Origin of the sequence: Spiroplasma endosymbiont of Amphimallon solstitiale, assembly GCF_964030965.1 — a bacterium.
Lineage (GTDB): Bacteria > Bacillota_I > Bacilli_A > Mycoplasmatales > VBWQ01 > Spiroplasma_E.
This window is the reverse complement of record NZ_OZ034999.1, coordinates 1421985-1436171: the sequence shown is the minus strand read 5'-3', so window position 1 is coordinate 1436171 and position 14187 is coordinate 1421985. Positions and strand designations below refer to the sequence as shown.

The window sequence follows — 14187 nt, the reverse complement described above, 5'->3', positions numbered from 1 at the left end:
CTTAATTTATAAAATATCATATATAAATTGTAACTTATTTTTATTATTTTGCTATACACTATCTTCAAAATCTTTATAATTAATATTAGTTTATATTAAAGGAATTGATAATATGTTTAAAATTTTATATACACTAGTTACTATTTCACTAGCCACTTTTACTAATTTAAGCCAAGTGAAAATAAATAATTATCATCATAAAGAAATAAAATCAGAAAATACTATCCTAAATGAACAAAGTTTAACCTTAGCTTTTGAAAGTGGAAATTTTTATAATTGAAATGAAAATGATTCAACTAATTCTATTGCTGGTATTTTTACAAATTCACAAGCACAATCTTATTTATTAAATAAAGATGGCACATATAATAATTTAGACTTACAAATTAGTAATTTTATTAGATTTGATGATAACTTAGGAATTGCTACTTTAAATAATTTTCATAAAAGTGATGATAGTAATTTTATTAATAATTCATTTTTAATGACTAAAAATGGTATTAGTGATGATGCTACTGCCATTGAAACTCCAAATCATACTTTTACTAACTTTGGTAATAATATCGTTAGTACCGATATTGGTGCTGACTTAATTAATACAGACGGAAAAGTAACTAACTTAGTTATTCCCTATCATTATGGAAAAGGTAAAACTAGTTTTACTACTATAAATGCTACTTTTGGCGTTTTTGTTGGTGGTGATCAAAATTCTTATATTTTAAAAGTTGATGGTAATATCAAGCCAATTAATATTAATGTTCCTAATCCAATACTATTAAATTCTTTTGTTGCCATTAATGATAATGGTGGCATTATTCGTGATGTTAATGGTCAATTATTTTATTTAACAATAGATGATAATGGTAATGCTACAACAAAACCATTAATTATTAATAAGGAGCCACTGTTTAGTACTACTACTGTTTTTTTTAGCAAGACTGGTAACAATCAAGGAATTTTAAATGTAAATCTCAAAAATAGCTCCAAATTTTTTGGACAACCTTATCATTTAAGCATTACTGATAGTAATGATATTAAACTTACAAAAATTAATGAACATTATATGAATAATTTCATTTTACTTCATGATGGTTTAGGTGTTTTTATTGATGAACAAGAAATTGGCTATTTTGTAAATGAATTAGGTACTTTTACTAAAATTGGTTACTGTGCCAATTTCCAAAGAATAAATGATAATCTTGGTTTTATTAATAAAAAAACAAGTAAATTATTACTAAGTGATAGTAAAAATAACAATTGAAGTCGAATTAATACTATTAAATTTACTAAAACTAAAGATGAACAATTGACTAATTTTATTAATTCATATATTGATAAAGATAAACTCACTGCAGTTAATCGTACTAATAATTGAATTAGTAATAATAATCTAATTTTAAATGTAACTAATGATGAACTAAAAGATATTACTATTAATGATAATCAACCATTATTACCAAATATTAATAATAGTATTACGACTATTATTAATAGTAATTCTGAAATTAATATTAAATTTAAAGATGAAATAATAACTTACCATGTATTAATATATAATCAAAATATTTTGCCAACACTAGATAATAGTACTAATACTAATATTAAATATGTTGGAATAGTAAATAATAATTTATATGATATTAATAGCACTAATACTAATGACGGTTTTACAATTAATTTTAACTATGATAATACTATCCAATTTGTAAATATTATTACTATTGATAGTACTACTATGAATAAAATGAATTTATGAACATTAAAACCAAAAACTACTTTTAAATTAAATGCCAAAAGCAATAATAATGTATATTTACTACAAACTGTTAATTGAAATAATATTAGCAACTGACAATATTTTACTATTTATCATGGTAATAATTTACCTATTATTGAATTTTGAACTACTGATGCTGGTATAAAATTATGAAATGCTGCTTTAAAACTTAATTTTACTTCTAAGAAACTAGAAAATATGAATGCAACAGAAATTAATAATCTAAGAAATTTATCAGTTAATTGAACAATTAATGAAGCGCGTGGTAATACTTTAGGTTATATTATTTCTGGTTTTCTTAGTATTGGTTTCATTTTAACTATTATTGCTATTATTTATGATTGATACTTAAAACAACAATTTAAAAAAAAGCAATCTAACACAAAGACAAATGTGAATTAATACAAAATAACTGCTCTTTTATTTTTTTGTAATTAGGTTTATCATTTTCTAAACTATTTACTGCTTCAACATTAACTGATAAACTTAGTTCATTAGATTTCCGTCTTTCACTTTGTTCTTCTCTTATTTTTCTAACTCAAGGATTAAATGAATTAGCAAAACCTAAAAAATCAGTTTGTTTTACAAAACAATTATTTGGAACATAATATCCTTTTGTTTTTATATAAAACAAAAAAGGTTCTAGAAATTTTTCTCATAAAAAAATTCCATCATTAAAAGGTTCATAAACAGCAAAATAAGAAATAGTCTGTTTATCTACTTTTATTCCATTGGGAAATGTAAAATCAGTTAATAATTGTTGATTAGGTAAAAAAAATGTATAAAAATTTTCATTAAAATCTTTAGAATAAGGATTAACAAGTTCAAAGGTATGATGAATCGGACATAATTCATCCTTTAATCCTCTTTCATATCCTAAATTTTTATTTAATTTATCAAGAAATTCCTTTTAATTTTGTAGAAAAGTAATGATACATGATAAAGTGTTATTTTTAGAGAATTTTTACACTAAATAATGTTACTTTTAACAAATTTTTTAATTAAAAATAATATTTTAAGTGTAAATTGATGAATAATTTTTGGTCATCCATACTTTTCTACATAATTAAAAGAAATTCCTTTAATTTTGTAGAAAAGTAGTGGTATTAGTAAAATTAGCAAAAATATATTTTTATATGGTATTTTTAATATTAAAGAGGTGATTTTAAATGAATAAAAATACAGTAAAAGAAATTTTAAATAATTTGTCTGATAAAGATTTTATTGAGATTTTTAGAGAAAATAAAACTAGAATTAAACAAATTGAGAAAAAAGAAAAATTTGAAGCAGTCGAACAAAAATTCAAAGAGAAAGGGATTCAATGTCCAGATTGTAGTTCTTTTTTGTGTACTAAATATGGTAGTAAAGATTATAAGCAAAGATATAAATGTAAAAGTTGTAATATTACTTTTCATGCTTTTAAAAATCATTATTTTTATTGAAGTCATTTATCTCATGATCAATGAGATTTATTGATACAAATAGCTACTTTAGGTCAATCTGCTTACATTATTTCTCAATTTATTAATACTACAAATAAAACTGCCTGATTTAATCGTCAAAAATTTATGAAATCAACACAATTAGTAAAAACACAAAATCAATTTGTAAAATTAAAAGCTAGAATTGAAATTGACGAAACTTTTATCAAAGAAATTCATAAAGGAAACTTTAAAGATCCAAATGATCCAAGAAAACAATGAATTGAAGAAAATGCTAAAGATTTAAATTGTTGTATTCAAATGGCAATTGATGAAAACCGAAATATCTATGCTCAAACAACAAATACTAAAAGATTAAATAAAAAATGAGTACAAGAAAACTTAACATCGAAACTTATCGAAGAAAATTCAATTATAGTTTGTGATATGCAAGTATATGATACAGTAGCTAAACAAACTAAATCCACTATCCAGCAGTTTAAATCAAAAGAAAATAAAGAATTAAATTATAAAAAATTAAGTAATGTCAGTAAAATACAATCAAGTTTAAAAGAATTTATTACTCATTACCATGGCATTGGATTTACCAATATTCAAAATTACCTCAATTTATGGAAATGAAAATATCAACACTACGGATTAACCCCTTATCAAAAATCCAATGTGTTATATTTCAGTTTGTAAAAAAAATAAATCCCAAAATTTAATAAAATCAAATTTTAAGTCAAGTTGATGACTTTTTTTATTTTACCACTACTTTTCTACAAAATTAAAAAGCTTTTCCATCAAATCTTTCTTTTAATTATGTAGAAAAGTATGGATGACCAAAAATTATTCATCAATTTACACTTAAAATATTATTTTTAATTAAAAATTTGTTAAAAGTAACATTATTTAGTGTAAAAATTCTCTAAAAATAACACTTTATCATGTATCATTACTTTTCTACAAAATTAAAGAATTCCTCTATATTTTTAATATTAGGAATGATTAAATTTCTTTCATGAATAGACTTACAATTATTAATTCTGCCCCTAGTTTCTTTTTGTTTGTGAGGTTTATTTTTTCCTTTTCTCAATAAGTTATTTTCATCAAAACCCATTCGATTTGTTTTAAACATGTTATATAAAGTTTTTGTTGAAATACTTTTTATTTTATTTTCCTTTAAAAAATTAGCAATTATATCAAGAGCATAATTTTTAGTAATTAACAAATGATTAATAGTATTAATTTCTATTAAAGTTAAAATTATTAATTTTCTACCTGCATTTTGTTTATTTTTTTGAATTTTATTCAATATTTCTAATGGTAATAAGTTTTGATTTAATAATCTACAAACTCTATGTACAGTTGATTTACTATAATCAATGGCTTTTGCTATTTTACGAATCGAAAATCCATAACTTTTATATTCTTTTATTGCTATTATTGATTCAATAGTCAGATACTTATACATTGTGCTAATTCCTTTCTTTTCTTAATTATAGAATTAACACAATTTAATTTTGGACGGTTGTCAAAGGGCGCATCACTTTAACCCTTAGATTCATAATTGGATAACAAAGAACGATATAACTATCGTTCTTTTTTTGTTAAAAGATTAAAACTTCATAAAACTGTCGTAGAAGTCTAATAGTGAGTACTTTATGTAAATACTTCTATATCAGAATAAAAGAGCATTTAATGTTAAGCAAGTTAAAATGTTACACTGTATCGCTTAATGTAATTATAGATTAATTTGAATAGCCTTATTATGGCTCAGTAAAGAACCCATTAATCTAATTAACAATTACATTTGTATTATTTAAGAAAATAGGGGGTTTTTTATATATATACATACTCTATCAAATATATATTAACATATTAAAGTTAAAGAAGGAAAAAATATGAAACATAATTTTAAAGAACAAAGATATTTTTGTAGTTATTGTGAAAAATTTAGAATGAAACATTTATTTTATTTTAAAAATATATTTTTACAAGATAAAAATAATAAAGTTATTTGTATTTATTGTTGAAAATTAGGATTACATTTAAAAGAAATTTGATATGAAAAAAAAGAAAGGAAATATTAAAAATGGAAGAAGAAAAAGAAAATGAAAAATTACAAAATAAATTATTAAAAGAACAAATTGAATTAATTGAAGAGCAAAAAGAATTTTATAAAAAATCATGAAAAAGTAGAATTATATTTTTAACAATTGGAATTATTATTATGATTTTAACATTAATAATTATTGCTTCTAAACATTAATTGAAAGGATTAATATTTATGGAATATAGAGAATATAGAATGATTGGTTCTTGTGATAAATGTAGAAAACAATCTTCTTTTGGTAATAGATTATGTAATAAATGTTTTTGATTATTAATAGGTAGAAATAAATATGAGTAAATTAATTTTTAAAAAAGAAACTCATCAATATTTTTTAGAAGATAAAGAATTAATATCAGTTTCTAGAATTATTGATAATTATTTAGGTTTTGGATATAGTCATATAGCACCAGAAGTATTAAAAAATGCTTCAGTTCGTGGTAAATGAGTTCATAAACTTAATGAATTATATTTACAAAATATTAATGAAGAAAATATAATTAATAATTTATTAAAAAAATTAAAACCAGTAACTAATAATATAAATTATTCTTATTGTAAAAAATCACTTATGTTTTTAAAAGAAAAATTTAAAGATAAAAATAATTATGAATTTATTATTGAAAAACCTATTAATGATAATGTAATTGCTGGAACACCCGATTTAGTTTATTTAAATAAAAAAGAAAATAAATATTATTTAGTAGATTATAAAACTTATGCTTGTATTGATGAAGATAAATTAAAAAGAATTAAATTACAATTAACTGCTTATTATTGTATGTTACTTGCTAATGATATAAGTCCATGTAATAAAACTTATGTTTATTTAACTAATAAAAATAATCAAGAAACAATAGAAATTGAAATAACCAGTGAATTATTAATTGAATGATTTAATGCAAAAACAAAATATTTTAAAGGAGAAAATAAAAATGATTAAAAAAGAAACAAATGAAATTAAAGAAAATATTAAATATTTAACTGAATTAATAGAAGAAGTATATGATGAAGAAATAAAAATTGAAATTAGAAATCAAATTAAACATGAATTATTTTTATTAAAAACAAGAATTTTTACAGATTTAGGAGAATTAAAGAATGAATAGAAAAGTAAAAAAAATTGTTTGTGCTACATCAGTAATTACAGATGAACAATGAAATTATGAAGAAGTAAAAAATAACTTATTAAGTATATTATTAAGTTTTAAAAATGAAATTCAATATAAAAATTGAAATAAAATTGTAAAAAAAGAATTTGAAGAAAATGATATAGATTTTATTTTTAAATTTAGATTAGAAAAGAATGATAAAAATGATTAATGAAAAATCAATTAAAGAAAAAATTATTTATTCTTGTAATTCAATTGAATTTGATAAATTACCTAAAAAATTAGATAGTAATGTAAATAATTGAATTGTTATTAATAGTCATTTAATAGTTAATCCTAATAAAAATATTGAAGTACATTTAGATAATAGATTTAAAACAATTAAAAAATGATAGGAGCAACTTATGGATAAAAAAAGTTCTGGTATGGATAAATCAATTTTAATTTTATTAAAACATTTAGGAAAAATTAATAAAAAATTAGATGAAATTTTAGAATTATTAAATAAAAAAGGAGAATCAACTAATGAGTAATAATAAAAATGAATTAAAAATTCCTAATTTTATTAAAAGTAATAAAGAAGAATATGTAAAATTTAGAAATTATTATGAAATGATTATAAATTCTAGTAAAGATTTAAAAAATATGAATACACAAAGTTTAATTAATGCATTAATTAATTTATATAAATTAAATCTTTCAATTAATCCAATTAAAAAAGAATTAGCATTAATTCCTTATGGTGATGAATTACAAGTTCAAATTCAAGAAGATGGTTGATTAACATTATTACAAAGAACTGGATTAGTTGTTGATTTTCAAAGAGAAAAAATAACAACTGCACATAAATTTAATAAAGAAAATAATAAATGAGAAATTAATCCAGCATTAATTTTTGAAAGAAAAACAATTAATACTATTGGTTATTATTGTTATATTTCACTTTTAGATAAAAATGGTAAAATTAATAATTTTTATAAAGGAATGACTGTTGAAGAAATTAATCAACATAAAGATAAATATGGAAAAACTTATAATAAAAAAAGTCAAGAATGAAAATTAAATCATATATGAACTTCTGCATTTGACCAAATGGCTTTAAAAACAGTAGTTAAAGCATTAATTCGTGAAATTAATAAAACACCAATTATAGTATTAAATAATCAAGATGATATTAATTTGGCACTTCAATTAGACCAAGGTGTAGTAATTGATGAAGAAACTATTGCATATAAGGATAATACTGGTGATGAAGTTAAAATTATTAATTCAAATAATAATATTGATAATACTGATATAAATTCTACTTTATCTAAATTAAAAGAATTAGAAAAAGAAGAAGAAATTATAGAAAATTTTGAAGTTTAGTGAAAGGTAAATTCATTATGAATAAAGAAAAATTAAATAATTATTTAATAAATGAGATTAATAAATATTATAAATTACCAATAGAAGAAGCATTAAAAAATTATAATTTATCAGCACAACATACTTTAAAAATAATTTATGAAAAAATTAAAAATGGTGAATTTGATAATGACTAAACAAGATATTTTAGAAATAATAGATAAATTAAAAGAATTAAAAAATTTAGTTGGAATAACTATCAATATAAATATTGATGATATTAATATTGAAAATAATTAATATTTAGGCATTTGACATATATCCTTTCTAACTCCTATTCCCTATTTTTTATTCTTGCTTAAAATATGTCAATGTAAGTCCTAAATTTTATATCTATACAGAACGAAACTATAGAATTATTAAAAATTTGGATAACATTATAATTCTATAGTCCACCGTTTATTACGGTGCTGATGAGTTCATAAAAGGATGTGAAATAATGAGAAATATTAGAACTGAATGATTTTATAATGACAAAAGTCCAAAAGAAATAAAATGTCCAACAGTAAGTTTATTAAAAAATAAAGAAGATGCTTTATGTTATTTATTAGCATTAAATTTATATCCAAAATTATATCCACAAGATATTTTTTATTCATGAATATTAGAAAATAATCAAACTGGATATTTAATTATAGTTGGTAATAATAGAGATACTATTGGAAATATGCAATTTAAATTTATAAAAGAAAGTTAATCATGAATAATATGGAGTTATTAATATATTTAACAGAAGATTATAAAGAATGTAATTTTTATAACAATTATTTAATTTATAAACTTATGAACATTATTATAAAAGGAGAATAGAAAATGCCAAATACAGAAACTACAAATTCAAATTATACTTTATTAAAATTAATAAGAACGGGAATATCACCATTATCAGCAATGATAGGTATAAGTTCATATTATGGACATTTATTAAATTATCCAATATTAGGAAGTATTAATGCTTTATTTTTTAGTAAAAAATTAGGAATTGATATTTGAAATATTAATCAACATCCAACACCTAAAAATAAATTAATTAATATATTTAAAAAAATAACAATTGGTTTAAGTACAACTTTTATAACAAATTATATTAAATGAAACGAAAATAATATTAATCCTATTATTCCAACAACACCAATTCCTACAACTACTGTTGACCCATTTCCACCAGATTTATTATTTAATATTAATACTAATAATGATAATAATTTCATGGATTGAGATACTTATATTTCATTAAATGCTTTTGCTTTTGCAAATCTTATTAGTGCTTTTACTGAATTAATACCGAATAGATTTGAAAATATAAGAAAGATATGTAATATGGCAACTGGTGGTTGTTTAATTTCAAGTGGTGTTGCAATGGGGATAAATAATGATTTTAATAATGCTTATGCAGTTCCGACAATAGTTGCTGGAGCAAGTGAAATTATTCATAATTTATTACCAATGGAAACTACAAATCATATTCAAGAAATGCAAGAAACAGCATTTAATAATGAAACAAGAAGATTAATAAATGATAATAGATTTACCATTAATAGTGAAACAAGTAGTCAATATGGCGCTAATATGAGTGATGTACTTTTAGATAATGCTTCATTAAATTGAGATTATAATCATATGAGTTTATAAATAAGTAAAAATGCCTTTAATAGGCATTTTTTATTAATAAATACTTTTTACTTCTGTTTGTTTATTAATAGAATTTAATTTACTTTGTAATTTATTAATTTTATTTGGCAATGTTTAGTAATCTGTGTAACTTACAAAAATAACTATGTTTAATTAATTCTAGTAAATATAATTAAATGACTAGAAAGAGTGAGTTACAGATGGCTAAAAAACAAAATATTAATAATAATGATCCAATATCAAAAGCAGTAGATTTATTATTAGAAAATACTGGAGATTTAACAACAGTTTTTAAAGAAGGGGGTTTATATAAAGAATTAACAAAACGTTTAGTTGAAAAAATGTTGAATTCTGAAATGCAAAATTATTTAGGATATGAAAAAAATCAACATAGTAATACTGAAAATGCTCGTAATGGTACAAGTTCAAAAAAATTAATAACTCAACAAGGTAAAATTGAGATTGATGTACCAAGAGATCGCAATAGTGATTTTACTCCTGTAATAGTTGCAAAAAGACAGCGAAGATTTGATGGTTTTGATCAACAAGTGCTTTCACTATATGCAAAAGGTATGACTCTATCTGACATTAGAATGCAGTTACAAGAGTTATATCATGGTGCTGATATTAGTGAAAGTGTTATTAGTCAAATTACTGATGATGTTATTGATGATGTCAAAGCATGACAAAATCGACCATTAGAAAGCGTTTATCCGATTGTTTATTTTGATTGTATAGTAGTTAAAGTTCGACAAGATAAACGGATTATTAATAAATCAGTTTATATAGCATTAGGAGTTGATTTAGAAGGTAAAAAAGATGTTTTAGGCTTATGAATTAGTGAAAATGAAGGTGCTAAATTTTGATTAGCTAATTTCACAGAAATGAAAAATCGAGGCTTAAATGATATTTTGATTGCTTGTAGTGATAATTTAACAGGCATGTCAGAAGCAATACAAGCAGTTTATCCTAAAACAGAACATCAATTATGCATTGTTCATCAAATTCGAAATAGTTTAAAATATGTTTCATACAAACATCGAAAAACTCTAGTTACAGATTTAAAACCAATTTATAGTGCATGTAGTGAAGAACAAGCAATGCAAGCTTTAGAATCATTTGAAAGTAAATGAAATAAACAATATCCCCAAATTGCTAAATCTTGATATAAAAATTGAGAAAATTTGATGATTTTTATTAGTTATCCTGCAGAAATCAAACGAGTAATTTATACAACAAATGCTATTGAATCTGTTAATAGTCAATTACGAAAAGTTATTAGAAACAAAAAAGCTTTTCCTAATGATATGTCAGTTTTTAAAATATTTTATTTAGCAATTGAAAATATAACAAAAAAATGAACATTGCCTATTCAAAATTGAAATACAGCAATTGCTCATTTTATGATAAAATTTGAAGACAGAATTAATCTGAACTAGTACTTTGTAAAACAAAGATACACAGATTTCTAAAAAGCCTCTTTCTTTATTATTACATATGATACTATTACAAAAATTTGCTGGGTTAATAGGTCCATTTGTTGTTACTTTTGCATTTATTAAATTTTTTTGAAAATTTAGATTTTTAATAACTTGATTAATGTTAATAGCTGGGTATCCTGTATCGCCTCAACTATAAGATGAATCTACATAATCTTCTGTACCATTTTCATTAAAAAAAGTAATATATCGATAATCAAGTGGTAAACCATATTCTGTATTTCATTCAAATGTATGAATAAATGAATTATTTCTAGTCTGTTTTCAATAACTTATATCAGTTAATTTTCCGTTATTAAAATGAAATTCTGTTGTTTTTCATCATATTTTTGTCATTTTTTTAAATTCTGTTTGTTCAGATGAACATTTATAAATACCATTAATAGTTAAAACATAAATATTTTTATTACTATCAAAAGTAATATTACTAACATCATATGTATCATTATCAATAACTTTCAGTTCAATAAAGTTTGATTGTAAAAAATCAAATTTATAAACTTTATTTATTGCAAAGTTATTACTAGTTATTATATAAATATTTTTATTATTTATTATTATTTTTTTGATTATTCCATCTATTGGTGAATTATTTATTTTCTTAAATTCTTTTTGTTTTACTGAATATTTATAAATATTATTATCTGCAATATAGATAGTTCCATTTTCATCTGTTACTAAAATAGCATTAACAGGTACTCCCCAATGCTCACTTATTATTATAAATTTTGTTTGTTCTGCTAGACATTTATAAATACTATTATTTGCAATTACATAAATGTGTCCATCTTTGCCCGTTGTTAAAAGAAATTTCCTTTAATTTTGTAGAAAAGTAATGATACATGATAAAGTGTTATTTTTAGAGAATTTTTACACTAAATAATGTTACTTTTAACAAATTTTTAATTAAAAATAATATTTTAAGTGTAAATTGATGAATAATTTTTGGTCATCCATACTTTTCCTTTAATTTTGTAGAAAAGTAATGATACATGATAAAGTGTTATTTTTAGAGAATTTTTACACTAAATAATGTTACTTTTAACAAATTTTTAATTAAAAATAATATTTTAAGTGTAAATTGATGAATAATTTTTGGTCATCCATACTTTTCTACATAATTAAAATACTTTTCTACATAATTAAAAGAAATTTCTAATGTTTCTTTATTTGTATCTATATTCAATTGTTTAAATTCGTTTTCATTTTCTAAACACTTATAAATACTATTCGCAAAAGGAACATGAAGATTGTTATTGGCAGTGATATAAATATTTCCATATTTATCAATACTTATGTGACTCAAAAAATTAATGTTAGTTGGTAATGTTATTTTTTTAAATTCTCATTGTCCTGCTAAACATTTATAAATATTATTATTAGCTATTATAAAAACATTCCCATCTCTCTCATTAATTTTTAAAAATCTAATATTTTCTAATTCTTTAGGTACTGTCATTTGTTGAAAATATGTTTGTGTTGCAAGACATTTATAAATATTATTATTAGTTGCGACATAAGTATTTTTATCTTTATCAGTTTTTATAAATTTACCATTAGCAAATTCTTTAGGTACTATCATTTGTTTGAATTCTGTTTGTTCTGCTAAACATTTATAAACAGTATTATTAGCAAGTGCATAAACATTTCTATTTCTATCAGTTGTTAAAGACTTAATTTCATTTATTTTTCAATTATTATTTTCATTTTTAATATTTGTTTTAATTTTATTATTTATATTATTGATAAGTAAGGTATTTAAACTGTTTGTACTTGCTGTTGCTAAAATTGTTGTTGCAATTAGTGTTGATATCTTTTTCATATTTAAAAAACTCCTTTTTATTTTTTCCCAATAACTTCTTATTTTTAAGAAGTGAATATATTTTATTTTTTTTCAAATAAATTTCAAATAAAAATAGAGCAAATTTTAATTTAAACTAAAAATCGTAAAAAAATTATATTTTATATTTAAAAAAATATTTTGAATGTTATAATAGTAGTAAATATGGATTAATTTGCATATATTATATAAAGCAGGGGTGGCATTGCCTGAGAAATACCCTATAACCTGATCTAGTTAGTACTAGCGGAGGGAGACTTTATTTTTTATATTTTAAAAAATGATAACTCCTTTTTTGTTATGTAAGATAAATTAAAGGAGTTATCATTTTATTATGTTTAAAGAACAACTATTAACAACTATCAATTATAATAAAATTAAAAGCAAACTGGGGGTAGGAATGTTAATTAAAGCATCAGCCATTTTTAGTTTAATTACTCTTCTAACATTAACAGTTATTATTAGTATTTTACCTGCTAGTGGTATTAATCACTTTTTTAAAGTTACTACTATTACTGGTTGACAATTTTATAGCAGTAAAATTTATTTAATATTAATTCTTTGTTTATTATTAATTTCATCAATTTTATTATCTGTTATTACATGAACAGTTAAAATAGAAGATATGCATAAAAATATTGTTATTGTTACATTACTATCAATTTTTAGTATCAATCCCATTGCATTAATTTTTAATTTAATTAAACATTATCAATGACAAAAAGAAGAAACTTTTGCCATTTTAAAAACAAGATGATGAACTAATTTTAAATTTGCATTTGGTATTAAACGATGATTAGTTATTGATTATACAATTATTGCTTTATTTACTGGTGTAACTATTGCTTGTGCTTTTATTGAACAAAATTTATTACCAAAAATGCCATACGGCGGCGGTATTGCTATTAAATATATACCTTTAATGGTTATTAGTTATATTATTGGCTTTGCAAGTGGATGATTAACGGGTATGATTAGTGCTTTAATGTCATTATTATTTATTGGTGGTGGTTATGTTATTAGTACTTGAAGTTATTTATTAGATTATTTTTTGCCAATGACAACGCCGGCTATTATTTCATTATTACGTTTTAATTTAAAAGCTGATAAATCAATTTTTACTTATATTAATTATTTTTTACATTGTTTTTTAGTTTGTTTAATTATTTATTTTTGACAAACAATAGCAGGATATTTTATTTGATCACAAATTACTAATGCTGATGGAAGTAAAAATATTTGATCAGGATTTAATCCTCTTTTTTACTCATTAGTTTACAATTTTATTCATATTTTTTTGTTTACTTATCCAATTATGCAATTAACAATACCTTTTATTTATCGTGGTTTAGTTAGTCACTATGTAGAAAGATATCGTTAGAA

20 protein-coding genes, 2 pseudogenes and 1 riboswitch are annotated in these 14187 nt (G+C 21.5%); of the genes and pseudogenes, 17 read left to right on the top strand and 5 right to left on the bottom strand.

Annotated features, from left to right (window positions below):
* Positions 1–112 precede the first annotated feature (112 nt).
* Positions 113–2179 (top strand): hypothetical protein, encoded by a 2067-nt coding sequence (locus AAHH39_RS08975; protein ID WP_342217812.1) that lies wholly within the window; start codon positions 113–115, stop codon positions 2177–2179.
* Here AAHH39_RS08975 and AAHH39_RS08970 read toward each other — a convergent pair.
* Both AAHH39_RS08970 and AAHH39_RS08965 read right to left on the bottom strand, forming a co-directional pair.
* Positions 2154–2411, bottom strand: a complete 258-nt coding sequence (locus AAHH39_RS08970; protein WP_342217811.1) for a hypothetical protein — start codon at positions 2409–2411, stop codon at positions 2154–2156. The genes AAHH39_RS08975 and AAHH39_RS08970 overlap by 26 nt on opposite strands.
* A gap of 335 nt (positions 2412–2746) precedes the next feature.
* Entirely contained in the window at positions 2747–2899 is a 153-nt protein-coding gene (locus AAHH39_RS08965; protein WP_342217810.1) for a hypothetical protein, read from the bottom strand.
* 47 nt (positions 2900–2946) lie between these two features.
* Between AAHH39_RS08965 and AAHH39_RS08960 the strand changes: the two genes are divergently transcribed.
* On the top strand, positions 2947–3903 hold the full coding sequence (locus AAHH39_RS08960; RefSeq protein ID WP_342217809.1) for a transposase-like zinc-binding domain-containing protein: 957 nt from the start codon (positions 2947–2949) through the stop codon (positions 3901–3903).
* A 101-nt stretch (positions 3904–4004) separates the two neighbouring features.
* Positions 4005–4133 (top strand): annotated as a pseudogene (locus AAHH39_RS13455) (IS30 family transposase); the annotation flags it as partial.
* 44 nt (positions 4134–4177) lie between these two features.
* On the opposite strand, the pseudogene AAHH39_RS08955 reads toward AAHH39_RS13455, so the two are convergent.
* Positions 4178–4675, bottom strand: a pseudogene (locus AAHH39_RS08955) (helix-turn-helix domain-containing protein); the annotation flags it as partial.
* 430 nt (positions 4676–5105) lie between these two features.
* Here AAHH39_RS08955 and AAHH39_RS08950 point away from each other — a divergent pair.
* From AAHH39_RS08950 to AAHH39_RS08890, 13 genes are all read left to right on the top strand, one after another.
* Positions 5106–5294: a hypothetical protein gene (locus AAHH39_RS08950; protein WP_342217625.1), complete on the top strand. Its 189-nt coding sequence runs from the start codon at positions 5106–5108 to the stop codon at positions 5292–5294.
* A gap of 2 nt (positions 5295–5296) precedes the next feature.
* The gene (locus AAHH39_RS08945) at positions 5297–5473 is read left to right on the top strand and encodes a hypothetical protein (protein WP_342217771.1); all 177 of its coding nucleotides are present in this window, start codon (positions 5297–5299) and stop codon (positions 5471–5473) included.
* An 18-nt stretch (positions 5474–5491) separates the two neighbouring features.
* On the top strand, positions 5492–5614 hold the full coding sequence (locus AAHH39_RS08940) for a hypothetical protein (RefSeq protein WP_342217623.1): 123 nt from the start codon (positions 5492–5494) through the stop codon (positions 5612–5614).
* Positions 5607–6257: a PD-(D/E)XK nuclease family protein gene (locus AAHH39_RS08935; protein WP_342217622.1), complete on the top strand. Its 651-nt coding sequence runs from the start codon at positions 5607–5609 to the stop codon at positions 6255–6257. The genes AAHH39_RS08940 and AAHH39_RS08935 overlap by 8 nt, the downstream gene beginning before the upstream one ends.
* Positions 6250–6423 (top strand): hypothetical protein, encoded by a 174-nt coding sequence (locus tag AAHH39_RS08930; protein WP_342217621.1) that lies wholly within the window; start codon positions 6250–6252, stop codon positions 6421–6423. The genes AAHH39_RS08935 and AAHH39_RS08930 overlap by 8 nt, the downstream gene beginning before the upstream one ends.
* Positions 6416–6637, top strand: a complete 222-nt coding sequence (locus tag AAHH39_RS08925; RefSeq protein WP_342217620.1) for a hypothetical protein — start codon at positions 6416–6418, stop codon at positions 6635–6637. Before AAHH39_RS08930 ends, AAHH39_RS08925 begins: the two co-directional genes overlap by 8 nt.
* Positions 6630–6821, top strand: a complete 192-nt coding sequence (locus AAHH39_RS08920; RefSeq protein ID WP_342217619.1) for a hypothetical protein — start codon at positions 6630–6632, stop codon at positions 6819–6821. The genes AAHH39_RS08925 and AAHH39_RS08920 overlap by 8 nt, the downstream gene beginning before the upstream one ends.
* Positions 6822–6830: 9 nt before the next feature.
* Positions 6831–6959: a hypothetical protein gene (locus tag AAHH39_RS08915; RefSeq protein ID WP_342217618.1), complete on the top strand. Its 129-nt coding sequence runs from the start codon at positions 6831–6833 to the stop codon at positions 6957–6959.
* Positions 6952–7794: a RecT family recombinase gene (locus AAHH39_RS08910; protein ID WP_342217617.1), complete on the top strand. Its 843-nt coding sequence runs from the start codon at positions 6952–6954 to the stop codon at positions 7792–7794. Before AAHH39_RS08915 ends, AAHH39_RS08910 begins: the two co-directional genes overlap by 8 nt.
* A gap of 17 nt (positions 7795–7811) precedes the next feature.
* A complete protein-coding gene (locus AAHH39_RS08905; protein WP_342217554.1) occupies positions 7812–7970 on the top strand; it encodes a hypothetical protein in 159 nt (52 codons plus the stop codon).
* A gap of 302 nt (positions 7971–8272) precedes the next feature.
* Positions 8273–8530, top strand: a complete 258-nt coding sequence (locus tag AAHH39_RS08900) for a hypothetical protein (RefSeq protein ID WP_342217616.1) — start codon at positions 8273–8275, stop codon at positions 8528–8530.
* A gap of 116 nt (positions 8531–8646) precedes the next feature.
* A complete protein-coding gene (locus AAHH39_RS08895) occupies positions 8647–9465 on the top strand; it encodes a hypothetical protein (protein ID WP_342217615.1) in 819 nt (272 codons plus the stop codon).
* 200 nt (positions 9466–9665) lie between these two features.
* Complete coding sequence (locus AAHH39_RS08890) at positions 9666–10904, top strand: IS256 family transposase (protein WP_342219335.1); 1239 nt, start codon at positions 9666–9668, stop codon at positions 10902–10904.
* A gap of 919 nt (positions 10905–11823) precedes the next feature.
* Here AAHH39_RS08890 and AAHH39_RS08885 read toward each other — a convergent pair.
* Complete coding sequence (locus AAHH39_RS08885; protein ID WP_342217761.1) at positions 11824–11958, bottom strand: hypothetical protein; 135 nt, start codon at positions 11956–11958, stop codon at positions 11824–11826.
* 15 nt (positions 11959–11973) lie between these two features.
* Complete coding sequence (locus AAHH39_RS08880) at positions 11974–12786, bottom strand: hypothetical protein (protein WP_342217807.1); 813 nt, start codon at positions 12784–12786, stop codon at positions 11974–11976.
* Between the two features lie 203 nt (positions 12787–12989).
* A riboswitch (TPP riboswitch) is annotated at positions 12990–13077 on the top strand.
* A gap of 127 nt (positions 13078–13204) precedes the next feature.
* Between AAHH39_RS08880 and AAHH39_RS08875 the strand changes: the two genes are divergently transcribed.
* Positions 13205–14185 carry an energy-coupled thiamine transporter ThiT gene (locus tag AAHH39_RS08875; RefSeq protein ID WP_342217806.1) on the top strand — a complete coding sequence of 327 codons (981 nt, stop codon included), beginning with the start codon at positions 13205–13207 and terminating at the stop codon, positions 14183–14185.
* The last annotated feature ends 2 nt before the right edge of the window (positions 14186–14187 follow it).